This is a genomic window from Leifsonia poae (genome assembly GCF_027921845.1).
GTDB lineage: Bacteria > Actinomycetota > Actinomycetes > Actinomycetales > Microbacteriaceae > Leifsonia > Leifsonia poae.
In genome coordinates this window covers 472,938-495,821 of the sequence record NZ_BSEN01000001.1, presented here as the reverse complement: position 1 = coordinate 495,821, position 22,884 = coordinate 472,938, and the positions used below count along the sequence as shown (strand labels likewise).

26 protein-coding genes and 1 tRNA gene are annotated in these 22,884 nt (G+C 69.4%); 17 read left to right on the top strand and 10 right to left on the bottom strand.

The annotated features are described in order from the left end of the window. Positions 1 to 20: 20 nt before the first annotated feature. Both PKE84_RS02365 and PKE84_RS02360 read left to right on the top strand, forming a co-directional pair. The gene (locus PKE84_RS02365; RefSeq protein WP_271175585.1) at positions 21 to 1,247 is read left to right on the top strand and encodes a ligand-binding sensor domain-containing protein; all 1,227 of its coding nucleotides are present in this window, start codon (positions 21 to 23) and stop codon (positions 1,245 to 1,247) included. 49 nt (positions 1,248 to 1,296) lie between these two features. After that, positions 1,297 to 2,547, top strand: coding sequence for a ligand-binding sensor domain-containing protein (locus tag PKE84_RS02360; RefSeq protein ID WP_271175584.1), 1,251 nt, complete (start codon positions 1,297 to 1,299; stop codon positions 2,545 to 2,547). A gap of 41 nt (positions 2,548 to 2,588) precedes the next feature. On the opposite strand, the gene PKE84_RS02355 is transcribed toward PKE84_RS02360, so the two are convergent. Next, positions 2,589 to 3,296 carry an SDR family oxidoreductase gene (locus PKE84_RS02355; protein ID WP_271175583.1) on the bottom strand — a complete coding sequence of 236 codons (708 nt, stop codon included), beginning with the start codon at positions 3,294 to 3,296 and terminating at the stop codon, positions 2,589 to 2,591. A 118-nt stretch (positions 3,297 to 3,414) separates the two neighbouring features. Here PKE84_RS02355 and PKE84_RS02350 point away from each other — a divergent pair, with 118 nt between their 5' ends. Beyond that, positions 3,415 to 4,014, top strand: coding sequence for a TetR/AcrR family transcriptional regulator (locus PKE84_RS02350; RefSeq protein ID WP_271175582.1), 600 nt, complete (start codon positions 3,415 to 3,417; stop codon positions 4,012 to 4,014). 35 nt (positions 4,015 to 4,049) lie between these two features. On the opposite strand, the gene PKE84_RS02345 is transcribed toward PKE84_RS02350, so the two are convergent. Both PKE84_RS02345 and PKE84_RS02340 read right to left on the bottom strand, forming a co-directional pair. Beyond that, positions 4,050 to 4,238, bottom strand: a complete 189-nt coding sequence (locus PKE84_RS02345; protein WP_271175581.1) for a hypothetical protein — start codon at positions 4,236 to 4,238, stop codon at positions 4,050 to 4,052. 26 nt (positions 4,239 to 4,264) lie between these two features. Next, positions 4,265 to 4,672 carry a DUF1801 domain-containing protein gene (locus PKE84_RS02340; RefSeq protein WP_271175580.1) on the bottom strand — a complete coding sequence of 136 codons (408 nt, stop codon included), beginning with the start codon at positions 4,670 to 4,672 and terminating at the stop codon, positions 4,265 to 4,267. A gap of 45 nt (positions 4,673 to 4,717) precedes the next feature. On the opposite strand from PKE84_RS02340, the gene PKE84_RS02335 reads away from it, so the two are divergent. After that, entirely contained in the window at positions 4,718 to 6,061 is a 1,344-nt protein-coding gene (locus PKE84_RS02335; RefSeq protein WP_271175579.1) for an MFS transporter, read from the top strand. Positions 6,062 to 6,153: 92 nt separating this feature from the next. Here the strand turns inward: PKE84_RS02335 and PKE84_RS02330 are convergent, their stop codons facing one another. Together PKE84_RS02330 and PKE84_RS02325 are read right to left on the bottom strand one after the other, a co-directional pair. Beyond that, a complete protein-coding gene (locus tag PKE84_RS02330; protein WP_271175578.1) occupies positions 6,154 to 7,248 on the bottom strand; it encodes a calcium:cation antiporter in 1,095 nt (364 codons plus the stop codon). A gap of 85 nt (positions 7,249 to 7,333) precedes the next feature. After that, positions 7,334 to 7,999: a fasciclin domain-containing protein gene (locus tag PKE84_RS02325; protein WP_271175577.1), complete on the bottom strand. Its 666-nt coding sequence runs from the start codon at positions 7,997 to 7,999 to the stop codon at positions 7,334 to 7,336. Positions 8,000 to 8,152: 153 nt separating this feature from the next. On the opposite strand from PKE84_RS02325, the gene PKE84_RS02320 reads away from it, so the two are divergent. From PKE84_RS02320 to PKE84_RS02310, 3 genes are read left to right on the top strand one after another with little or no spacing between them, the layout of a single operon-like run. Next, complete coding sequence (locus PKE84_RS02320; RefSeq protein WP_271175576.1) at positions 8,153 to 9,985, top strand: cytochrome c biogenesis protein DipZ; 1,833 nt, start codon at positions 8,153 to 8,155, stop codon at positions 9,983 to 9,985. Between the two features lie 12 nt (positions 9,986 to 9,997). Continuing rightward, complete coding sequence (locus tag PKE84_RS02315) at positions 9,998 to 10,618, top strand: DUF4232 domain-containing protein (RefSeq protein WP_271175575.1); 621 nt, start codon at positions 9,998 to 10,000, stop codon at positions 10,616 to 10,618. A gap of 36 nt (positions 10,619 to 10,654) precedes the next feature. Further along, complete coding sequence (locus PKE84_RS02310; RefSeq protein WP_271175574.1) at positions 10,655 to 10,828, top strand: DUF3263 domain-containing protein; 174 nt, start codon at positions 10,655 to 10,657, stop codon at positions 10,826 to 10,828. A gap of 38 nt (positions 10,829 to 10,866) precedes the next feature. On the opposite strand, the gene PKE84_RS02305 is transcribed toward PKE84_RS02310, so the two are convergent. Further along, a complete protein-coding gene (locus PKE84_RS02305; protein WP_271175573.1) occupies positions 10,867 to 11,490 on the bottom strand; it encodes a LysE family translocator in 624 nt (207 codons plus the stop codon). A gap of 131 nt (positions 11,491 to 11,621) precedes the next feature. Here PKE84_RS02305 and PKE84_RS02300 point away from each other — a divergent pair, with 131 nt between their 5' ends. The 4 genes from PKE84_RS02300 to PKE84_RS02285 are packed head-to-tail and all read left to right on the top strand — an operon-like array spanning position 11,622 to position 15,218. Then, on the top strand, positions 11,622 to 12,200 hold the full coding sequence (locus tag PKE84_RS02300; RefSeq protein ID WP_271175572.1) for a Dps family protein: 579 nt from the start codon (positions 11,622 to 11,624) through the stop codon (positions 12,198 to 12,200). Continuing rightward, positions 12,197 to 13,219 (top strand): acyl-CoA dehydrogenase family protein, encoded by a 1,023-nt coding sequence (locus PKE84_RS02295; protein ID WP_271175571.1) that lies wholly within the window; start codon positions 12,197 to 12,199, stop codon positions 13,217 to 13,219. The genes PKE84_RS02300 and PKE84_RS02295 overlap by 4 nt, the downstream gene beginning before the upstream one ends. Next, positions 13,213 to 14,511 (top strand): PIG-L family deacetylase, encoded by a 1,299-nt coding sequence (locus PKE84_RS02290; protein WP_271175570.1) that lies wholly within the window; start codon positions 13,213 to 13,215, stop codon positions 14,509 to 14,511. The genes PKE84_RS02295 and PKE84_RS02290 overlap by 7 nt, the downstream gene beginning before the upstream one ends. Continuing rightward, positions 14,508 to 15,218: a glycosyltransferase family 2 protein gene (locus tag PKE84_RS02285; RefSeq protein WP_271175569.1), complete on the top strand. Its 711-nt coding sequence runs from the start codon at positions 14,508 to 14,510 to the stop codon at positions 15,216 to 15,218. Before PKE84_RS02290 ends, PKE84_RS02285 begins: the two co-directional genes overlap by 4 nt. Positions 15,219 to 15,223: 5 nt before the next feature. Here PKE84_RS02285 and PKE84_RS02280 read toward each other — a convergent pair whose 3' ends face one another. Next, positions 15,224 to 16,024, bottom strand: coding sequence for an SDR family NAD(P)-dependent oxidoreductase (locus tag PKE84_RS02280; protein WP_271175568.1), 801 nt, complete (start codon positions 16,022 to 16,024; stop codon positions 15,224 to 15,226). Between the two features lie 227 nt (positions 16,025 to 16,251). On the opposite strand from PKE84_RS02280, the gene PKE84_RS02275 reads away from it, so the two are divergent. Further along, positions 16,252 to 16,464 carry a hypothetical protein gene (locus tag PKE84_RS02275; protein WP_271175567.1) on the top strand — a complete coding sequence of 71 codons (213 nt, stop codon included), beginning with the start codon at positions 16,252 to 16,254 and terminating at the stop codon, positions 16,462 to 16,464. Between the two features lie 159 nt (positions 16,465 to 16,623). Further along, a complete protein-coding gene (locus PKE84_RS02270) occupies positions 16,624 to 16,974 on the top strand; it encodes a DUF7882 family protein (protein WP_271175566.1) in 351 nt (116 codons plus the stop codon). 60 nt (positions 16,975 to 17,034) lie between these two features. Here PKE84_RS02270 and PKE84_RS02265 read toward each other — a convergent pair whose 3' ends face one another. Then, a complete protein-coding gene (locus PKE84_RS02265) occupies positions 17,035 to 17,655 on the bottom strand; it encodes a dihydrofolate reductase family protein (RefSeq protein ID WP_271175565.1) in 621 nt (206 codons plus the stop codon). A gap of 252 nt (positions 17,656 to 17,907) precedes the next feature. After that, positions 17,908 to 17,980: transfer RNA gene (locus tag PKE84_RS02260), tRNA-Lys, on the bottom strand. Between the two features lie 112 nt (positions 17,981 to 18,092). Here PKE84_RS02260 and PKE84_RS02255 point away from each other — a divergent pair. The 4 genes from PKE84_RS02255 to PKE84_RS02240 all read left to right on the top strand — a co-directional run bounded on the left by PKE84_RS02255 (position 18,093) and on the right by PKE84_RS02240 (position 21,980). Beyond that, entirely contained in the window at positions 18,093 to 18,722 is a 630-nt protein-coding gene (locus PKE84_RS02255) for a DNA-directed RNA polymerase subunit beta (protein WP_271175564.1), read from the top strand. Between the two features lie 138 nt (positions 18,723 to 18,860). Next, on the top strand, positions 18,861 to 20,306 hold the full coding sequence (gene gad / locus PKE84_RS02250) for a glutamate decarboxylase (RefSeq protein WP_271175563.1): 1,446 nt from the start codon (positions 18,861 to 18,863) through the stop codon (positions 20,304 to 20,306). Positions 20,307 to 20,595: 289 nt separating this feature from the next. Then, complete coding sequence (locus tag PKE84_RS02245; protein WP_271175562.1) at positions 20,596 to 21,180, top strand: sigma-70 family RNA polymerase sigma factor; 585 nt, start codon at positions 20,596 to 20,598, stop codon at positions 21,178 to 21,180. Beyond that, a complete protein-coding gene (locus PKE84_RS02240) occupies positions 21,177 to 21,980 on the top strand; it encodes an anti-sigma factor (RefSeq protein WP_271175561.1) in 804 nt (267 codons plus the stop codon). The genes PKE84_RS02245 and PKE84_RS02240 overlap by 4 nt, the downstream gene beginning before the upstream one ends. 102 nt (positions 21,981 to 22,082) lie before the next feature. Here the strand turns inward: PKE84_RS02240 and pstB are convergent, their stop codons facing one another. After that, positions 22,083 to 22,862 (bottom strand): phosphate ABC transporter ATP-binding protein PstB, encoded by a 780-nt coding sequence (gene pstB / locus PKE84_RS02235; protein WP_271175560.1) that lies wholly within the window; start codon positions 22,860 to 22,862, stop codon positions 22,083 to 22,085. Between the last annotated feature and the right edge of the window lie 22 nt (positions 22,863 to 22,884).

Genomic DNA, 22,884 nt, shown 5'->3' with positions numbered 1-22,884 from the left:
CCCCACTTCGTCTTCCGGCTGTGCTGCTGACGGCGTCATTCGTCGTCAGTGCCGCGGTGGTGACGAACGCCGGCCCGCTTGCGGCGCGCGGTACGAGAGCGGCGTACACGTCCGACGGATACCTCTCGACCGCCGAGCAGTACTCGCACTGGAAGGAAACGGTCTACGCTCCCGATCCCGCCTTCGACTCGAGCACCGGGGCGAACAGCGTCGTCTATTCGATTGCTGTCGATGATGACGGCAAGGTCCTCGCCGTCGGCGAGTTCAACGCCGTCAACGGCACAGCAGCGGGCAAGGTGGTCCGGCTGAACCCGGACGGCAGCACCGATCCCACCTTCGACACCGGCACTGGTCTCCAAGGTGCGCCGTACGACGTAGCCATCGATGCCGACGGCAAGATCCTCGTCGGTGGCGTTTTCCGCGCCTACAACGGCACCGCGGCCGGCGGGGTGGTGCGGTTGAACCCGGACGGCAGCGTCGACTCCACCTTCGACACGGGCACCGGCATCGCCAACGACGGCCTTACCTCGGCAAGTGTTCGCTCTGTGGCCCTCGCCCCGGACGGCAAGATCGTCCTCGGTGGTCAATTCAGCAGCTTCAACGGCCGACCAGCCCGGAGTGTGGTCCGGTTGAACGTCGACGGCAGCGTCGACCCGACGCTCATCGCCGGCAGCGGCGTCAGCTCCGGCACGACGGATCTGGTGTCGGCCGCAGCCGTCGACGCAGACGGCAGGATCCTCCTCGGCGGCCTGTTCTCCGGCTTCAACGGGGTACCCGCCGGCAACCTGGTCCGGTTGAACCTCGACGGGAGCGTCGACACCGGGTTCAGCCCCGACGATCGAGGCCGTCTCAGCGGCCTGTTCCTCGACCCGGATGGCAAGATCTTCCCCCTCGGCTCCGGCGCCCTGGTCCGGTTGAATCCCGACGGGAGCCCCGACTCCGCCTTCGATACGGGCGCCGGTACTGATGAATCGTCCTGGGATGCCGTTATGGACGCCGACGGCACGATCCTCGTCGTCGGCAGCTTCACGACCTTCAACGGCGCGCCGGCCGGTCACATCGTCCGGCTGAATTCCGATGGGAGCACTGACCCGACCTTCAGCGCCGGTACCGGCACCAATTCGGACATTCGCTCCGTCGCGCTCGACCCGGAGGGCCGAATCGTCATCGGCGGCTTCTTCACGACCTCCAACGAGATACCAGCCAACCACGTCGCGCGTCTGACACTGCAGACCGTGCCCCACTGAAGCCGCCTGAGCCGAACCGCTCCGATCCGATCCGAAAGAGCCTCAATACATGCGTAAGCCCCGTGTTCGTCCGGCTCTGCTGCTGACGGCGTCGTTCGTCGTCAGTGTCGCGGTGGTGATGAGTGCCGGCCTACTCGAGGCGCATCCCACGAGTGCGTCGTACCGATCCGATGGCTATCTGTCGAGCTCCGAGGAGCTCTCGCATTGGGTGGACACCATCTACGCGCCCGACCCGGCCGTCGACACCGGCACCGGCGCGGACGGCTCCGTGCAGGCCGTCGCCGTCGACGCCGATGGGAGGAGCCTCCTCGTCGGGGACTTCACCGCCTTCAACGGCACAACGGTCGGCCGCGTGGTGCGGTTGAACACCGACGGCAGCGTCGACACCGCTTTCGACACGGGCAGCGGCGCCAACGACACGGTGCGGGCGCTCGTTGTCGACGCTGACGGCAGGATCATCCTCGGCGGCGACTTCACCGCCTTCAACGGCACAACGGTCGGCCGGGTGGTGCGGCTGAACCCCGATGGCAGCATCGACGCCACCTTCGATACCGGCATCGGCGCCAGCAGCACCGTGCATGGGGCCGCGGTCGACGCGGACGGCAGAATCGTCATCGTCGGTGCCTTCGCCGCGTTCAAAGGCACCTCGGCGGCGAACAAGGTGGTGCGGTTGGATCAGGACGGCAGCATCGACAACGACTTCACCGCCAACACGGGTACCGGCGCTCCCGGCGGCGTCATCCTGGACGTCGCTGTCGGCGTGGACGGCACGATCCTTCTCGCCGGTACCTTCACCACCTTCAACCGAACAGCAGTCGGCAACACGGTGAGGTTGCAGCCGGATGGCCGTACCGACACCACTTTCGACACCGGCACCGGATCCGACAGCACCGTGCGAACCATCGCGATCGACCCCGACGGAATGGTCGTCCTCGGCGGTGATTTCACCACTTTCGACGGCACAGAGTCGGCATCGCTGGTCCTCCTGCACCCGTCGGGCGCCGTCCACACCCGCTTCATCGGCAGCGGTGACAATTCAACGCGAACCGTCGCCCTGGACGCCGACGGCAACATCTTCTTCGGTGGCGTCCGCGCCGACGGGACCGGCCGGTTCGCGCTCCTGAACCGGGACGGCCGTGCCGACACCTCCCTCACCACCGGCGCGGGCGCGGACGGCTCCGTCAATTCGGCCGCGCTGGACGCGGACGGCGCGCTTCTCCTCGGCGGCGACTTCACCACGTTCAACGGCGAATCGCACAGCAGGGTCGTGCGGCTGACCCTGCAGGTCGTTCCCCACTGAAACCGCTCGAGCCGATCCTCGCTGCCCGCGCGGCCGCGCGTTCAGCTGCGTGCGAGCTGCGGGTAGAGCACCCGCACGTCCTGGTTCAGCACCGCCTTCACGGCCTGCGCGGTCTCGCCCACGATGGCCTCGACGTCGCCGGCCTCGACGACGTCGAAGGTCTCGGTGACGACCTGCGCCGGCGGCACCTTCACCCCCGTGGCGTTGGCGGCCATCTCGGTGTCGACCCAGCCGACGTGCACCCCGACCACCTGGATGCCCTTCGGCGCCAGTTCGACGCGCGCCGAGTTGGTCGCCGACCACAGTGCCGCCTTCGTGGCGCTGTACGAGCCGAGCGCCAGCCAGCTGAGCGCGGAGAGCATATTCACGATCGCCCCGCCGCCGTTGCGTTCGAGCACCGGTGCGAAGGCGCGGGTCACCAAGACCGGTCCCCAGAAGTTCGTGTCGAACTCGCGGTGGATCTCGGCGAGGTCGCCCGAGACGAGCGACTGATTCACGCCGATGCCGGCGTTGTTGACGAGCACTGTGACATCACCGGCCGCCGCGGCTGCCGCCTCGATGCTGTCGGCATCCGTGACGTCCAGCGCGAGGGGGACCACGCGCGGATCGTCCGAGACGATGCTCTCCGGCCTGCGGACGGCCGCGTAGACCTTCGAGGCGCCGCGCTCCAGCAACTGGGACACGAACTCCGCCCCCAGCCCGCGATTCGCGCCGGTGACCAGGGCGACCTGTCCATTGAGATCTGTCATGACAATCCTCCAGAGGATGCGGTGAACGGTGTCGAAAATAAACCGATCGGTTTACTCGATGAAGCCGACAATACACAGATCGGTTTACTTTTCGCAATCCCGATTCTAGAATCGACCCATGACCGTCGTCGCCGAAACCCCCAACCCCAAGCCCAAGCCGCGTGAGCGCGTGCTCGAGGCGGCGGCGCGGCTGTTCCTGCGCGACGGCATCCATGTCGTCGGCGTCGACCGCCTCGCCGACGACGCCGGGGTCTCCAAGCGCTCGATCTACCAGCACTTCGAGAGCAAGGATGCGATCGTCGCCGAGATGCTGCGCGTCTACGGTCCGCGCGTGGTCGCCTCCTACTTCGACACCACCGACGAGCGAACGCCCCGCGAGCGCGTGCTGCACGTCTACGACGCTCTGCACGAGGCGGCCGAGGCGTCCGACTTCTTCGGCTGCCCCTTCGTGAACGTCGCCACCGAATTGCGCGACCGCGAGCATCCCGCAGCGCTCGTCGCGCAGCACTTCAAGCGCGAACTCACCGAGTTCTTCGAGCGGCAGGCCGTGGAGGCCGGGGCGGCATCGCCGCACCTGCTGGCCGTGCAGCTCACCCTGCTCTTCGACGGGGCGTCGGCCAGCGCAGCGCTCCGCGGAGGCACGCCGCTCGCGGCCAGGATGGCCGCCGAACAGCTCTTCGATGCCGCCGTGGACTCCGGCGCAGCCGGCCGGAGTTAGCTGACAGGGGCTAGCCCACCCGAGCTAGTCCACCGTCAGAACGCCTCGCCCGGGTCGATGTCGTGGTCGTCCTCGTCGTCCTCTTCGTCGGACATCGCGAAACGCTCCACATCGTCGAGGGCCGGCGCCTGTGCGTCGCCCGATGCGCTCCCCTCGTCGAGGAAACCGCTCCCGTCGGGATACCCGGCCTCGTCGGGATACTCGATCGACTCGCGTTCAGTCATCGTGACCACCTCCGCGACCCAGCTTGCTACTCCTGCTTCAGTGAGCGCCAGCCCCCGGCGCGATTGTTCGCCACGATCCGGCGCAGGAACTCCAGCAGGGCATCCCGGTCGATCCGGTCGCCCTCGCGAAAGCCGATCGTTCGAGCCGTCTGGTTGTCGTGGCCGGCCGTGATGAGCCCGGCGGGGTCGGGCACGATCGCGCCGTCGTAGACGAAGAGGTTCACGTGGTCCTTGGCCGCGAGAAAAGCGCAGACGTTGCCGTCCAGCACGAAGTAGGGCTGCACCGTGCGCTTGATCGTCTCCTCGATGCCCGGATCGGCTTCGTGGATGATGTCCCGTAGCCGCTGGAGCAGCTCGCGCTGCCAATCCGGTCGCGCGTCGATGTACGCGTCGACGCGCGGATCCTTGGTGTAAGCGGTCTCTGCGGCGCCCATCCCGACAGGGTAGCCCCGTCGGAGGTCGGGAGTAGCGTGCCGGGCGTGTCCGCCGAAAACGCCTCCGCGGCACGGCGCGGAGCCGTCGTGCTCCTCTGCGCCGTACAGTTCGTCGACGTGCTCGGGGTGACGAGCGCGACGACAGCGGTTCCCGAGATCCGGAAGGGCGTCGGCGGCACCGAAGCGTCCGCCTCGCTCATCATCGCGTCGTACGCCATGTTCTTCGGCGGTCTGCTGGTACTCGCCTCGCTGCTCGGCGACCGGTTCGGGCACCGGCGCATCCTGCTCACCGGCATCGGCATGTTCGCCGTCGTCTCCGCGGCCGGCGCGCTCTCGTCGTCGGTGATCGCGGTCGTGGCGACCAGGGCGCTGCTCGGCGCCGCCGCCGCCCTGTCGGTTCCGAGCGCGCTCCGGCTGCTCCTCGCCGCCGCGCCGGAGGGGCCGCGGCGAACCGGGGCGCTCGCGCTTTGGAGTGCGGCCGGCGCCGCGGCCGGCGCGGCCGGCTTCGTGGTCGGCGGGCTGCTGACGCAGCTCCTGGACTGGCGCGCCGTCTTCTGGATCAACGCGCCGATCGGCGTGCTGCTGTTCGCGGGCGTCCTGCTGCTCATCCCCGTGCTGTCGACGGGATCCGCGATGCAGCGGTTCGACGTGCTGGGCGCGGTGCTGCTCATCCTCGCGGTGATGTCGCTAGTGGTGGGCACCACCCTGCTCGAAGCGGAGGGCACGCGGGTCGTCGGCCTGACCGCGATCGGACTCGCCGTCGTCATCGGCACCGCCTTCGTGCTCTGGCAGCGCCGTGCGCGTGCGCCGCTCATCCCGGCGGATGCAGTGCGCTCGCCGAACCTGCGTGCCGGCACGCTCGTCTCGTTCGTCAACACGGCGGCCACCAGTTCGGCCTCGGTGCTGGTGACGCTCGAGCTGCAGGACGCTCTCGGGCTGTCGCCACTACAGGCCGGGCTCTCGCTGGTGTGGCTGAGCGTGGCCGTCGCCGTCGGTGCGGCCCTCTCGAGGCCACTCGCGCGGCGACTTCAGCCGAACCGGATGGGTGCGCTGGGGCTGGCAGCGATCGGGGCGGGCGACCTCGTGCTCGTGGTGTCCGCCGGAACCGTCGCCGGCGCGATCGCGGGCACCGTCGTGCTGGGCGCCGGACTCGGCGTCGCGTCGGTGGCGGGCACCACGATCGGCACGACCGTGCCGGCACGGCTGGCGGGGGTCGCGACGGGCATCCTGAACACCGGAGCCCAGCTCGGCACGGCGATCGGCGTGGCCGTGCTCGTGGTCGTGTCCATATCGACCAGTGCCGCCCTGGCCTGGGGGATCGCCGCGCTCGCCGCGGGGGCGACCGCTGGGTGGCTGGTGTTCCGGCGCGCGGTCCCTGCCGAGGAGTAGCGTCGCGCCGGCGCTGGCCGGCCGGCGGCACGATCGCTACGGCACGATCGCTACGGCACGATCGCTACGGCACGATCGCTACGGCACGATCGCTACGGCACGATCGACAGGAAGATGAACGCCGCGAACAGCACGAGGTGCACCCCGCCCTGCTGACGCGTCGCCCGGCCGGGGACGATGGTGAGCACGCTGACGATCACGGTGAGCACCAGCAGCACGATCTGGCTCGCGCCCAGGCCGAGGTGCAGCGGCCCGGTCAGCCAGATCGACGCGATGGCGATCGACGGGATGGTCAGGCCGATGCTCGCCATCGCGGAGCCGAGCGCCAGGTTCATGCTGGTCTGCATCCGGTTGCGTGCCGCGGCCTTCGCCGCAGCAATGCCCTCCGGCAGCAGCACGAGCAGGGCGATCACGACGCCGACGAAGGACTGCGGGAAGCCGATGGCCGCCACACCCGCCTCGATCGACGGCGACTCGAGCTTCGCCAGCCCGACCACGGCGACGAGGGCGACCACGAGCAGTCCGAGGCTGATCATCGCCGTACGGGACGACGGCGCCTCGGCGTGGCTGTCGTCGTCGATGGGCTTGCCCTTCGAGGTCACCGGGAGGAAGAAGTCGCGGTGCGCGACGGTCTGCGTGAACACGAACATCGCGTAGAGAACCACGGATGCGATGGCCGCGAACACGAGCTGGCTGGGCGAGAACTGCGGTCCGGGGGTCTCGGTGAAGGTCGGCAGCACCAGGGTGAGCGTGGCGAGGGCCGTGACCGTCGCCAACGCGGCGCCCGTGCCCTCCGCATTGAAGTGCGTCGTCGCGCGCCGGGAGGCCCCGAGCAGGAGCGAGAGGCCCACGATCCCGTTCATCGTGATCATCACGGCCGAGAACACCGTGTCGCGGGCGAGCGTGGCGGAGTCCTTGCCGCTCGTCATCAGCGTGACGATCAGCGCGACCTCGATCACCGTGACCGCGACCGCGAGCACGAGGGAGCCGAACGGCTCGCCGACCTTGTGGGCCACCACCTCCGCATGCTGCACCGCGGCCAGCACGGTTCCGGCGAGGACGACAGCGACCAGGCCGATCAGGAACGGACCCAGCTTCACGTTCCAGACCGCCACGAGCAGCACGACCCCGACGATCGGGACCACGATCGGCCAGAAGCGGACGGCCCAGGCGGCGATGGCTCTCATCCGTCCATCATGGCAGGCGCGCGCACGAGCGGCCCGCCCGGGATGGGGACGGGCCGCTCGGCGATACCGCGTGCGACGGAGGGGTCTACATCGCCGGCGGCATCAGCACGGTGTCGATGAGGTACACCGTGGCGTTGGCCGTGTGGACGCCGCCGCAGATCACCTTGGCGTTGTTCACCATCATGTTGTCTCCGGTGCCGCTGACGGTGACCTCGCCGCCCTCGACGGTCTTGTGGGTGCCGGCGATCTTGTCAGGGGCGATCTGGCCGGGGACCACGTGGTAGGTCAGGATCTTGGTCAGCGTCGCAGCGCCGGCATCGGTCTTGAGCGAGTCGATCGTGGCCGCCGGGATCTTCTTGAAGGCGTCGTCGACCGGGGCGAAGACGGTGAACTCGCTGCCGTTGAGCGTGTCGACCAGGTTGACCTTCGGGTTGAGCTTGCCGGACACCGAGGCGACCAGCGTGGTCAGCAGCGGGTTGTTGCTCGCTGCGACGGCCACCGGGTCCTGGGCCATGCCCGAGACCGAGCCGGCGCCACTCGGAACGGCCTTCGCGTAGGCCGCGCATCCGCTGCCGACCAGGTCGGCCGCCGGATCCATGGTCGACGCGCTGGCGCTCGGAGTCGTCATCGACGAGTCGCCGCTGCTGGAGGAACCGGATCCGCTCGACCCTGAGGAACACGCCGAGAGACCGAGGGTGGCCGCTGCGGCGAGTCCCAGAACGGCGATGATGTGACGTTTCTGAACTCGCATGGAACTACTCCTTCGTATGGGATCAGCCGCGGCTGGGAGGCGGCTTACATCAGGGCATTCGGCACTGCCCGGCGATCGGATTGGGAATCGTGCGAATCAATCCGCGCGCACCTCCCGTTCCGAACCCCAGGCACCCCGACGGAAGGTCATCACGTGTACCTCACTCTCGCTCTCATCGGATTTCTCGGTGGGCTCATCACCGGCATCTCGCCGTGCATCCTGCCGGTCCTCCCGGTGATCTTCTTCTCGGGCGGCGTGCAGGGCGCGCGCACCTCTCGCGCCGAGAAACGGGCGGCGGGCGCTGGGTCGTCCGATGACGCCGAGCGTGCATCCGGTCTGTCGGGCGGGGGAGCGGTCGCCACCGCCACCCGCACCGAGGCGCCGCCCGCACCGGCCGAGCCCACCGTCTCCCGCTGGCGTCCCTACCTCGTCATCCTGGGGCTGGTCGTCAGCTTCAGCGTCTTCACCCTCATCGGCTCGCTGCTGCTCGCCCTGTTGCACCTCCCGCAGGACGTGCTGCGCTACGCCGGCATCGTCGTGCTCGTGCTGATCGGGGTCGGGCTCATCGTGCCGAAGTTCGAGGAGTACCTCGAGAAGCCCTTCTCCTGGATCCCGCAGCGCAACGTCGGAACCGAGCGCGGCGGCTTCGTGCTCGGCATCGCACTCGGCGCCGTCTACGTGCCCTGCGCCGGTCCGGTGCTCGCCGCCATCACGGTCGCCGGCTCCACCGGCAGGATCGGCATCGAGACCGTCGTGCTCACCGTCACCTTCGCGCTCGGCGCCGCCATCCCGCTGCTGATCTTCGCGCTCGCCGGGCGCCGGGTCGCCGAGCGAGTCAGGTCGTTCCGCAAGCACCAGAAGGGCATCCGGATCACCGGAGGCGTGCTCATGCTGGCGCTCTCCGTCGGTCTGCTCTTCAACCTCCCCCAGGCGCTGCAGCGGCTCGTCCCCGACTACACGAGCGCGCTGCAGGACCAGTTCTCCAACTCCGATCAGGTCTCGCAGGCCCTCAACCTCGGCGGCATCGTGAACGCGCAGAACAAGAACCTCTCCAAGTGCACCAACAACGCGGATGCGCTGCAGAGCTGCGGCACCGCACCCGACATCACGGGCATCCAGCAGTGGTTCAACACACCGGGGAACAAGCCGATCGCGCTCTCGCAGCTGAAGGGCAAGGTCGTGCTCGTGGACTTCTGGGCCTACTCCTGCATCAACTGCCAGCGATCGATCCCGCACGTCGTCGCGTGGGACAAGGCATACAAGGCCGCAGGGCTCGACGTGATCGGCGTCCACGCCCCCGAGTACGCCTTCGAGAAGGTGCCGGCGAACGTCGAGGCGGGCGCGAAGGGCTTCGGCATCACCTATCCCGTCGCGATCGACAACAATCTCAGCACGTGGACCAACTACCGCAACCGTTACTGGCCGGCCCACTACCTGATCGACGCGAAGGGCGTCGTGCGCAACGTGCAGTTCGGTGAGGGCAACTACGTCTCCACCGAGAAGCTCATCCGTGAGCTGCTGCAGGATGCGAAGCCGGGAGCCTCGCTGCCGGCCGCCACCGAGGTGCGCGACACCACACCGAAGAGCGGCGCCACCACGCCCGAGAGCTACCTCGGCACCACCAAGGTCGTGAACTTCGGCGGAAGCGAGAAGTACTCGTCGCAGACCGGTTCGTTCGCCTTCCCCGCGGCTCTGGGCGCCAACCGGTTCGCCCTCGACGGCGCGTGGTCGCTGGCGACCCAGTACATCCAGCCCACCACCGCGGATGCGAAGGTACGGCTGAACTACACGGCCGGCGAAGTGCGCATGGTGCTGGCGGGCAGCGGAACCGTCTCGTACACGATCGGCGGCGTCACCAAGACGCTCGACGTCTCGGGGACACCGAACTCGTACCGACTGCTCAAAACGAGCGGTGCACATACCGGTACGGTCACGGTTATCGTGCCACGCGGGGTTCAAGCCTATTCATTCACCTTCGGAGGGTGATGTGATGGGGGAATGACCGTTCCCCGTCCCGTCCGAGCGTCCGTCCTGATCGCCGCCGCGGCAATGGCCCTGGCGTTGACCGCCTGCTCGTCACCGACCTCGGGGCCGACGACGCCCTCGCCCTCCGCGTCGGACTCGTCGTCGCCGAGCTCGACCTCGACCGCGACGCCGCGACCGACCGGCACGAGCACGGCCACCCCGATCGACGGGCAGTGCGCCACCTCAGACCTGTCGGGCGCGATCGGCCCGGGCGCGGGTGGTGCAGCCGGCAGCATCGGCGTCACGATCGTGCTCACCAACAACGGTTCGTCCTCCTGCGACCTGCAGGGCTGGCCGGGTGTCTCCTTCGTGGGCGACGGCAACGGCACTCAGCTCGGCAAGTCCGCCGAGCTCGACCGCTCCACGCCGCATCCCACCGTGACCCTCGCACCGGGCGGAAAGGCGTCGGCTCCCCTCAAGATCACCCAGGCGGGAAACCTCCCGGAGGAGGAATGCAAGCCCAAGACCGCCGACGGCTTCCGCGTCTACCCGCCGGGATCGACTGCGTCGCTGTTCATCAAGACGACCGACTACACCGCCTGCACCGTGCCGACGGCCTCGCTGCTGAGCGTCGGGGCGCTGGTCGCCGGCTGACCGGCGGATGTCGGAGGTCGGGCGCAGACTGAGAGCATGCCGACGCCGCGCGAGAGACTCCTCCTGATCTTCGAAGCCGAGCACCCCGAGACGGCCGATCGCGCCGTCAAAGACGAGGCCATCCGTCGCACCTTCGGCATGGATCCTGCGCAGTACCGTGCCCTGATCGCCGAGCTGCAGCGCCGCGAGTCGCACGCCGACGCCGCCTGAGCGCGCGAGCGCGGCCGCCTGAGCACGCGCGCGTTCTGTTACTCGATGCTGGTTGCGATCGTCCCGACGCCGAGAGCCGCCAGGATGCCCGCCGACACCCGCTCGAGCGTCTTCGTGACCCGGGGCCGCCGCAGCCACACCACCGCACGCGACGCGAGCACCGACACCACCGCCAGATAGACCAGCGCGACCAGCGCGTCCACGGCGCCGAGGAGCATCGTGTTTCCGATGGCCGCGCCGTCCTGCGGGATGAACTGCGGCGCCACCGCGAGGAAGAACAAGCCGACCTTCGGGTTGAGCAGTGTCGACACCGCGCCCGCGATCAGGCTCGAGTGCAGGCGGACGCGCGGCGGCTCGAGCTCGAGCCGACCGGCTCCGCGACGCGAGGCGAGGAACGCGCTGACCCCGAGGTAGACGAGGTAGAGGCCGCCCACGATCTTGATGATGCGGTACGCCTCCGCCGACTGCTCCAGCAGCGCCGCCAGCCCGAACGCCACGGCCGCCGCCCAGATGAGCGACCCGATCGCCGAGCCGATCGACGCCGCGATGCCCGCGCGCATCCGCACCAGGCTGTAGCGCAGGATGAGGAACGTGTCCGGGCCGGGGGTCAGCGCGAGGACCGCGCACAGCCCGGCGAACGCGAGGATCGAGGCAGCCGTCATCCGCACATTCTACGGTCGGGACGCTTGGCACTGATCGTCGAAAAAGCAACCCGGTACCCCGGGTGCGCCGAACGGCCTACCGTCGCTGACGAGCCGGGTCGCAAGGATCGGCCCACGACGAGAGGACCACCGTGGCAGCCACGAACACCGACACGAAGACCGCGACGAAGACCGCGCGAAGCAGGGCCACCACCGCGAAGGCGCACACCGCCGGAGCCGCGTCCACGCGACGCGAGCACGCCGAGCACGGCTTCGTCGCCTCCGCCGAGCTCACCGCGGCGATGCAGCGGGTGCACGTCGACCTCATCGAGCTCCACCTGCAAGGCAAGCAGGCGCACTGGAACGTGGTCGGCAAGAACTTCCGCGACCTGCACCTGCAGCTCGATGAGATCGTCGAGTCGGCGCGTGAGTTCAGCGACGTCGTCGCCGAGCGGCTGCGTGCACTGCACGCGACACCGGATGGCCGCAGTGCGACCGTCGCGAAGACGACAAGCCTGCCCGAGTACCCGAACGGCGAGGTCGACACCGCCGAGGTCGTCGACCTGATCACCGAGCGTCTCGAGGCCACCGTCGCCACCATGCGCGACGTGCACGACGACGTCGACGAAGAGGACCCGACCACCGCCGACATCCTGCACGAGATCATCTCCACCCTCGAGCAGTACGCCTGGATGGTCAGCGCCGAGAACCGGACGCCCTCCGCCCGGTGACCCAGCCCTTCTCGAACGAACAGCGCGCGTACCTCGCCGCCGCCGAGCAGTGCGGCGGGAGGGTCGCGCCGCTGCTCGACGCTCTGCGCGTCCTGGATCCGGCCGCGCTGGGGCCGCAGCCGGCATCCGGCGGCACCGCGGAGCGCTTCCGGTTCCTCGCGGCCGTCGCCGAGGCGGACGTGACCGCAGCACGCGTGATCGAGCCACACCTCGACGCCATCGCGATCCTCCGGGAGAGCGGTGCCGATGCGCCGCCGGCCGGACGCACGTGGGGTGTGTTCGCAGCAGAGGCGCCCGGTGCCGGCCTGCTGGCGACCGAGCGGCGCGACGCCGGCGGGTGGCAGCTCGACGGCGTGAAGCCGTGGTGCTCGCTCGGCGCGCAGGTGACGGATGCCCTCATCACGGCGCGCACCGACGCGGCGGAGAGGCGTATGTTCAGCGTCGACCTGCGGCAGCAGGGCGTTCACGCCGAACCGGTCGAGTGGGTCGCCCGGGGACTGGCGGAGGTCGAGAGCGGCCCGCTGGAGTTCGGTGGCGCCGTGGCGGAGCCCGTCGGCGAGGCCGGCTGGTATCTCACCCGTCCCGGCTTCCGCTGGGGCGCGATCGGCGTCGCCGCCTGCTGGTGGGGCGGCTGCCTGCCGTTGTACGCCGCGCTCCGGGCTCGTGCCGGGCGGGATGGCGCGGGCCCGCTCGCGGCCGCGGCCGCCGGGCGGCTCCACCGAGCCCTCGAGGGGGCGCGCCTCCAGCTGGCGCACGCGGGCGACGTGATCGACGCCGGAGGCCTGGACCCGCACGCCGCCGCCGTGCTCGCGCACACCGTGCGCGGTCAGGTCGCCGATACCGTCGTCGAGGTCCTCGGCGCCGTCCGCGACGTCCTCGGCCCTGCGGCTCTCGCGTTCGACGAATCGATCGCGCGCCGGTACGCCGATCTCGACCTCTACGTCTCGCAATACCATCGCGGGCCGGACGACGTCTCGCTGTTCGAGCACCTCCGCGGCGAGGCCGGACCCGCATGGTGACGTTCGATGCGGTGCGCGCGCGCACCGGCGCCGCCGAATGGGCGGCCGATCCGCGCTGGGGCGACGTGCCGCCGTTCGACGTCGGCACCGTGAGCGAGCTGGTCGTCTTCTCCGCGCATCCCGACGACGAGACCATCGGCGTCGGCGGCCTGCTCGCCCACGCCGCCGAGCACGGCGTTCCCGTGCGCATCATCGTGGCGACCGCCAGCGGCGATGACCGCCGGCCCGACGAGCTGGCCGACGCGCTGAGCCGGCTCGGCCTCGCATCGCCCGTCGAAGCCTGGGATCTCCCCGACGGCGCGCTCAAGCACCACGCGACCGCCCTGCGTGACCGCATCGACCGGGCTCTGGCCGATGCGGACGATCGCGTGCTCGTGCTGGCGCCGTGGCCGGCCGATCGCCACGGCGACCATCGCACCCTCGGCCGCGAGGTCGGCTCCTCCGCCGCACTCGCCGCACGAGAGGTGCTCTTCTACCCGATCTGGCTCTGGCAGTGGGGCGAGCCCGACGGCGTCCCGTGGTCCCGGATGCTCGCCGTCCCCCTGACCGACGAAGCGCGGCGCCGCAAAAACGACGCACTCGACGCCTTCCCCTCCCAGCTGCGGTCGGCCGCCAATCCCGGTGGAGTGCTGAGCGAGGAGTTCGTCGACATCGTCCGTACCGGCCCCGAGGTGCTCATCCGCCCGGAGCGGAACCCGACCGCGCGCGAACGCGACGCGCACTTCGAGCGGCTGCACGCCGGAAGCGACGACCCGTGGGCCGTGCGGAGCCGCTGGTACGAGCGACGCAAACGCTCTCTCCTGCTCGCCTCCCTTCCGGCCGAGCGGTACGGCCGCGTGCTCGAGCTCGGCTGCTCCATCGGGGAGACCACCCTGCTGCTCGCCGAGCGGAGCGACACCGTGGTCGCCGTCGATGGTTCCGCCGCCGCCGTCGCCACCGCGCGGGGACGGCTCGCGGCGCATCCGGGCGTCTCGGTCGAGCGGATGCACGTGCCCTCCGCCTGGCCCGCGGGTGTCTTCGACCTCATCGTCATCTCCGAGGTCGCGTACTACCTCGCCGACGACGAGTGGCTGACCACCATCGAGCGCTGCCGGGAGTCTCTCGCGCCCGGCGGGGTCGTCGTGCTCTGCCACTGGCTGGGCGCGGCCGATGATTTCGCCCAGCGCGGCGAGCAGGCGCATGCCGTGTTCCGGGCCGCCGCAGGGCTCGCAGGGCTCGCTTCCGTCGTCGAGCACCGCGACGCCGAGTTCGTGCTCGAGGTATTCCAGGCAGACGGAGGGACTCCCCGATGACCACCTCGCTGCGACACATCCTCGTCGTCGTGCCGGCGCGCGACGAAGCGGAGACCCTCGCCGCCTGCCTCGGCTCCATCATCGACGCCTGCGCCGTCGTGCCGACTGCCGCCGTGCCCTCCGTCACCGTGACCATCGTGCTCGTGCTCGACAGCTGCACCGACGACTCCGCCTCCATTGCCGCCGGTTTCCCGCAAGTCGTCGTGGTCGACGAGGATTTCGCCGACGTCGGACGAGCGCGCGGCCATGGTGCCGCCCTCGGGCTGCGGCTGATCGACGACGATCCCGCCTCCGTCTGGATCGCCGCCACCGACGCCGACAGCACCGTTCCCGCATCCTGGCTCCGTGCCCATCTCGACGCAGCGCTGGCCGGCGCCGACGCCTTCGTCGGGGCCGTCGTCCCCGTGCTCGGCGAGCTCGATGACGTGCGCCGCGCCGAGTGGCTGCGGACGCACAGCCCCGGCTCCACGCTCGGACACGTACACGGCGCCAATCTCGGCGTGCGCGGCGACGTCTACCTCCGCGTCGGCGGCTTCCTGGCCGCCGCGACCGACGAAGACGTCGACCTCGTGCGTCGCCTGCGTACCGGCGGACACGTCGTCGCCGAGTCCGAGGACGCCCCTGTGCTCACCTCGAGCCGCCTCATCGGCCGCGTCGAGGGCGGCTACGCGCGGTACCTGGCCGACCTCGCGCCCGGGCTGGCCTGATCTGCTCAGAGCGTCGGGATGAGTCCGCCGTCGATCGTGATCGCCGACCCCGTCAGGTTCGGCAGGCGCTCGTCCGCCAGGAACGCCACCACCTCCGCCACCTCGCTCGGCTGCGTGAACCGCTTCGTCGCCGACGACGAGAGCGCATTCTCCGCCACCTGCTCCGGCGTGATCCCGTTCGCCGCACCCACCGTGTGGGCCACACCAGCGTTCCCAAGCCACAGGTCCGTCGCCACCGGCCCGGGGTCCACCGAATTGACCCGGATGCCCGCCGGTCCCACCTCCTTCGACAGCGCCTTCGCGAAGTTCAGCAGAGCCCCTTTCGCCGCGCTGTAGTCCATCACCCCCGGATCCGGCAGGAACGCGTTCACCGACGCCACGTTCACGATCACGCCGGAGCCTGCAGCGAGCATCCCGGGCACCACCGCCCGGCACATCCGCACCGCCGCCAGGAAGTTGAGATTCAGCGACGCCATCCACTGCTCATCCGTGATCGACAGGAAGCCGTCCACCCGGCTCGTCGTCGCGCCCACATTGTTCACCAGGATGTCCACCCGGTCACCCGCCGCCGCCACCAGCCGCTCCGCCGCGCCCGGCTGGGACAGGTCCGCCGAGACGAACTCCACCCCGCCGCCCGCGTCGTGAGGGTCGTGGGAGTCGTCCGCGATCAGCGCATCGAGTTCCGGAGTCGACGAGCGCGCCCCCGCGATCACCGTGCAGCCGTCGGCCAGCAGTCGCTTCACTACCGCCAGCCCGATCCCCTTGCTCGCTCCGGTCACGATCGCCGTACGTTGTGAGCTGCTCATCCTGGGTGCCTTCCCGTCACTCGCTCGTCACCGGCGTCGATCGGCCGGATGCCCCGCGTGGCACCAGCGTGCTGGATGCGCGAACCTCGTGTCAACGGTTCCGGGGTGCGCCGTCGCGCTGCGGGTTGCGCCGTCGCGCTGCGGGTTGCCGGGCTGCGCCGTCGGCACGGCGTATCCTGCCAGAGGCGACGAGAACCTGCGCGTCGCCCGGAGGGAGAACCACCACCGTGGATGCGTCGCCCACGACCACACGCTGCCGGCAGTGCGGGGGAGCAGCCACCCTGCACCGCAACCCGTACGTCGGCGTCGACCTCTCCGTTCACGAGTACTACATCGACTGCGTGCGCTGCGGCATCGTCGGCTTCGTGCCGGCCGACCGTGAACCCGAATCGCGTCCCGAGCGCCGGCGCGGCTTCTGGGCGCGCCTCTTCGCCCGCTGAACTCCGCGGAACCTGGTTCGAGAGATTTCTGGGAAAAACGCCCCTTCTCACAGTGTCAGCGCGCACACTGTAGGTGGATCTGTCCGGACGTCGCCTCGAGCCTCGCTCGCGGCGTAGCCCCATCCCCTCGGACCCACGGACCACAGAGGAGATGAGGACATGGGCACCCTGACCTATGACGGCGCGACGATCGAGTTTCCCGACCGTCTGCTCGCGCACCTGCAGATCGTGATCGTCACCAAGTTGCGGCGACGCGAGGGCTTCGCGATGACGTGGCAGCATCCGGAGGACCTCGACGACGGCCGCAGCGCGATCTGGCTCGATGCCTCCATCCCGCTGCACTTCACCTTCGACGGGCCCCGGCCCGCCGCCATGAGCCGCGAGTGGCTCTCCAAACTGACCGACACCGCGAACGCGAACACCGGTCTCCTCGTGCTCGACGAGGGTCCCGAGCGGGAAGAGGCGCTCGAGGGCGCGCCCCGCGTGAAGCGAGTGAGCGAGTACACCTAGGCCCGGCGACCCGACTGAGCCCGGGTGACGCACCGAGCCGGGTGACGAGCCGGCTGCTTCTCAGTCCGTCGCGCGTCGATAGACGTTGACCACGACCCCGGATGAGAGCGCGCGGTTCTCCACGAGCGCGAGACGGGTGCGCGGGAAACCATCGCGGAACAGTTTCTTGCCCGTGCCCAGCACCAGCGGATAGACCATCAGTCGGTACTCGTCGACCAGATCGTGCTCGGCCAGCGTCGCGATCAGATCCGCGCTTCCCCACACCCGGATCTCCCCGCCCGGCTCCGCGCGCAGCTTCCGGACCGCCTCCGGAACATCCGGACCCAGCAGCTGCGTGTTCTTCCAGCCAACCTCCGTGAGCGTGCGCGACGCCACGTACTTCGGAACGCGGTTGTACCGGCGGGTCAGCTCGCCCATCACGCCGTCAGCGTTCTCGTCCCACACGCCCCAGGCGCCGGCCCAGATCTCGTACGTCTTGCGTCCGAGCAGCAACCCCTCCGTGCGGCTCTCCCACTCCTTCACGAGCGAATCGCCGATCTCCCCGGACGGGTCGTGCTCCTCGTCGTACGCAATCGACCAGCCGCCGAGTTCGAAGCCGCCCTCGCGGTCCTCATCCGGACCGCCCCCGGCCTGGATGACTCCGTCGAGCGTGATGAATTCCTGAACCACGATCGAGCTCATGTCGCACTCTCCCTGCGCATCGTCGGCACGCCGCCGTCGGCCCGACGCCATCGTCGCGTTCCGGTTCCCGACGAACACTACCCATCGGCGCCGCGAGCGCAATCCCCGGCGTGGAGGCTCGTTCGAGCTGATGTGCGTCATCGCGGCCTGGGGATACAGCGTGCTCCTCACCGCAGGCGTGACGGTGGCGGCGTTCCGCGCCGGCAGACCAGTGCGCTCATCGACAGGGGAACCGCGGACAGACAAGTGAAGTGGGCCCGGTGGGGCTCGAACCCACGACCCGCGGATTAAAAGTCCGATGCTCTGCCAACTGAGCTACAGGCCCATACGGTTCTAATCTAGCGTGAATCGCGGAGCCCTTCGAACGCGCCGTGGGGGGTTCCGCGTGCGGCGAAATGATTTCGGCTCGGGGCGCAACCGGGCGGAGAATGGAGCCCATGACGGAGCACTTCCACAAGCCGACGACGTTCCCGAGCGGCATGTTCGAGGCCTTCATGGGCGGCGAGGATCCGGCGCAGATCAGCCGGGTCGCCCACGAGACGGCGCACGCCCTGCTGAACCGGGTGCGCGCGGATCCGGATGCGCAGATCGTCGACCGTCTCGTCGAGTTCACCGACGCCCACGGCATCGACGCCATCGCCGAGCTGTGGTCGCGGTCCAACGCACGCAGTCTTCCGGGGGCGCTCTGGCGCATCTACCTGCTGCGGTTGCTGATCCGGCAGGATCCGGTCGGCACCGCCTTCTTCTTCCAGCGCGGTTCGGAGATCGTCCCCACCATCGACCCCGTGGTGGCCGGTGCATCGACGCCGACAGGCCCCGACGAGATCACCGACCTCGCCGACCGGATCCTTCGCGGACTGTTCGAGGGGGACTTCGCCGTCGCGCTCGACCGGGCGGCCGCGTTCTGCCGCGTTACGGCGGCCGGATGCGCATCCGTCGCCGACGATCAGGATGCGACGGCTCCCGAACGTGCGAGCGAGCTGACGACACGTGCGCTCCGCTTCACCCGCACCGCCGAGGAGCTCACCTCGTGCGCGCGGCTGTGGCGCCACGAGTCGCTCGACTGACCCGGCCGGGCGCACCTGCCAGCGCACGGCGCACCCGCGCACCCGCACGCGCACCGCCGCGCACGAGCGCACCCGCCCACGCAAGATCACCCTCCCGGGGTGACGCCGTGGCCCGCGGCCGTTCCTAGCGTGTGAGGCATGACCACCACGCCCGAATCTCAGACCGGCACGTCCTCTTCGCGCCCCAGCAGCACGCCCGTCCACGCGTTCACCGGCATCGGCGACCACAACCAGCTGAATCCGCTCTTCGCCCGCGTGGGCGAGTCCACGGACTTTCCGCTCAACACGCTGCCGCCGGGGGAGACCCTCCCGGAGACCGCGTACCAGGTGGTGCACGACGAGTCGATGCTCGACGGGAACGCCCGCCTGAACCTCGCGACCTTCGTGGGCACATGGATGGACGACTACGCGACCAAGCTGTACGCCGAGTCCCTCGACAAGAACATGATCGACAAAGACGAGTACCCGCAGACGGCGGCCATCGAGACGCGCTGCTGGAAGATGCTCGCAGGTCTCTGGAACGCGCCCGACCCGGAGAACGCCCTCGGCACCTCGACCATCGGTTCGTCCGAGGCGTGCATGCTCGGCGGTCTCTCGCTCAAGCGCCGGTGGCAGAAGGCGCGCCGAGCGGAGGGCAAGCCGACGGACAAGCCCAACCTGATCCTCTCCAGCGCCGTGCAGGTGTGCTGGGAGAAGTTCTGCAACTACTGGGATGTCGAGGCCCGCTACGTCCCCATCTCCCTCGAGCACAAGGTCCTCGACGGCCACGACCTCGAGAACTACGTCGACGAGAACACCATCGGCGTCGTCGGGATCATGGGCGTCACCTACACCGGCATGTACGAGCCCATCGCCGAGATCTCCGCAGCGCTCGACCGCATCCAGGAGAAGAGCGGCTGGGATGTCAAGATCCACGTCGACGGAGCATCCGGCGGCATGATCGCCCCCTTCCTCCAGCCCGAGCTGCACTGGGACTTCCGCGTCGACCGGGTCGTCTCGATCAGCACCTCGGCGCACAAGTACGGGCTGGTGTATCCCGGTCTGGGCTGGGTCATCTGGCGCACCGCCGCCGACCTCGACCCCGACCTCGTGTTCGACGTCACCTACCTCGGCGGCCACATGCCCACCTTCGCGCTCAACTTCTCGCGGCCCGGTGCGCAGGTGCTCCTGCAGTACTACCTGTTCCTCCGGCTGGGCTGGGACGGCTACTACCGCGTGCAGAAGGCCTGTCAGGATGTCGCGCTGTACCTTTCGGGCGAGATCGCGAAGATCGATGCGTTCGAGTTGTGGAACGACGGGGGAGACATCCCGGTGTTCGCGTGGCAGCTGCGGAAGGGCTACACGGACAAGTGGAACCTCTATCACCTCTCCGAGCGGCTGCGGCTCAAGGGCTGGCTGATCCCGGCCTATCCCATGCCCGACGATCTCGCCGGCCTCGTGGTGCAGCGCATCGTCGTGCGCAACGGGCTCAGTCGCAACCTCGCCGAATCCCTCGTGCTCGACATCCGCGACGCCGTCGAGTACCTCGACCGTCTGGAGGCGCCGATGCCGACCGAGGGTCTCGTGTCGACCTTCACGCATTGAGGTGCGCCGACCGGTTCGGCCAGCGCTCCCGGCTGACACCCCCGGCCGGCTGAACCGCGTGCGATGTTCTCCCGCTGCGAACGCCACGCCGTGACCACCGGCCGGATGCTCGGGTAAACTTGATCAGTGCCGGGCCGCAGTAACCCCGGGCTCCAAAATTAGCCGCTCCGAGCGGCCTCGCGCCGAGAGGCGTTCTGCGGCCCGGCGCTTCTCGTTCCCGGATCGTCAGGGTACTGTCGACGCCGTGGTGTTCGCGCGTGAGCCGGCGGGGACCTGCGATGCTGGAACTATGCCGGAAGAGAGCGGGAACGACGTGGATGACGCCGCAGCCGTGACTCTCGACGACCTCCTGCGTTCCACGGCCACGGGAGACCAGGCCGCCTTCTCCGAGCTCTACGACCAGACCGCACCGCGCGTGCTCGGGCTCGTCCGCCGGGTTCTCGTGGATCCGTCGCAGTCCGAGGAGGTCGCCCAGGAGGTCTTCCTCGAGATCTGGCAATCCGCTTCGCGGTTCGATCCGAATAAAGGTCGAGCGCTGACGTGGATCATGACCATGGCCCACCGCCGCGCGATCGACCGGGTCCGCGCCGCGCAGGCGTCGAGGAACCGGGATACGGCCGTCGGGATCCGTGACATCCCCGTCGGCTACGACCAGGTGGCGGAGACCGTCGAGGTGCGTGTCGAGCACGAAAGGGTGGAGGTGGCGATGGCCAAGCTGTCGGACGCCCAACGCCAAGCCGTGATGCTCGCGTACTACGGCGGACTCAGTCAGAGCGAGGTGGCCGAGCACCTCGGGATCCCGCTCGGCACAGCGAAAACTCGGCTGCGCGATGCGATGATACGGCTACGAGACGAACTGGGGGTGACACCATGACCGACGGCAGGCAGGACACCCCTGCGCGCCTGGGCTACGAGCTCGGCGCCGAGACGCCGGACGAGGCTCTCGAGTTCGAGTCGGTGGCGGCCCAGCTGGGTCTCGCCGCCGATGCGGTCGCCCCGCCGCCGTCGCTCAAGGCGGACCTCTTCGCCAAGCTCGCGTCCACCCCGCAACTCCCCGCGACCCCGGATGCGGCCCAGCCGGCCGTCGAGACCCCGGATGCGGCCCCATCCGTCGCGCCTCTCACTGACACGCGCGCAGAGACACGCACAGAGACGCGCACAGAGACCGGCACAGGCACAGAGACGCGCGCCGAGGCCAGCGCCCGCGCGCGCTGGTTCACGCGTCCGGTCGCGATCGTCTCCGCCGCGGCGGCCGCCGTGCTGCTCTTCGTCGGGGGCGTGTTCCTCGGTAACAGCATCGGAGCGGGCAACTCGTTCCAGGTGCAGCAGGCAACAGCCCTCGCCAGCATCAACGCCGCACCGGACGTCCAGCGCGCGACTGCGCCGGTCGAGGGCGGCGGAACGGCCACCCTCGTGTGGTCGGGCGAACTGGGCAAGTCGGCGCTCGTCGCGAAGGACCTGCCCGCGCTTCCGAACGACAAGACCTACGAGCTCTGGTACATCCGCGACGGCACGGCGACCCCGGCGGGAACGATGACCGCCTCCGAGGCCGGCGCCACGTGGCGTGTGCTCGCCGGCACCATGTCGGCCGGCGACGCCGTCGGCGTCACCGTCGAGCCCGCCGGAGGCTCGAAGCAGCCGACGACCAAGCCGATCGTCGCCATCGCCTCCTGAACGCCCCACACGCAATCGAGTCCGAACTTGTTGCAGCGAAACGCCGAGTTTCGGTGCAACAAGTTCGGACTCGATTGTATGAAGCCGGCCCGCTGAGCAGGTTCAGCCGAAGCGGCCGGAGACGTAGTCTTCCGTGGCCTGCACGCTCGGGTTCGAGAAGATCATGTTGGTGTCGTTGTACTCGATGAGCTTGCCGGGCTTGCCGGTGCCCGCGATGTTGAAGAACGCGGTGCGGTCCGAGACGCGCGACGCCTGCTGCATGTTGTGGGTCACGATCACGATCGTGTAGTCGTTCTTGAGCTCCTCGATCAGGTCCTCGATCGCGAGGGTCGAGATCGGGTCGAGGGCCGAGCAGGGCTCGTCCATCAGCAGCACATCGGGGGAGACCGCGATCGCACGCGCGATGCAGAGACGCTGCTGCTGGCCGCCCGACAGGCCGGATCCCGGCAGGGCGAGGCGGTCCTTCACCTCGTTCCAGAGGTTGGCGCCGCGCAGCGACGACTCGACCAGCTCGTCCGCCTCGGACTTCGACATCCGGCGGTTGTTGAGCTTGACGCCCGCGAGCACGTTGTCGCGGATCGACATGGTCGGGAACGGGTTGGGGCGCTGGAAGACCATGCCCACCTGGCGACGCACCAGCACCGGGTCGACGCCGGGGCCGTAGAGGTTGTTGCCGTCGATCATGACCTCGCCGTCGACGCGGGCGCCGGGGATCACCTCGTGCATCCGGTTGAGGGTGCGGAGGAAGGTCGACTTGCCGCAGCCCGACGGGCCGATGAAGGCCGTGACGGTGCGGGGCTCGATGGTGAGGGAGACGCCCTCGACGGCCAGGAAGCTGCTGTAGTAGACGTTCAGGTCGTTGACTTCGATGCGCTTGGACACGTGTGGGTTCCTTGGGTCGGGT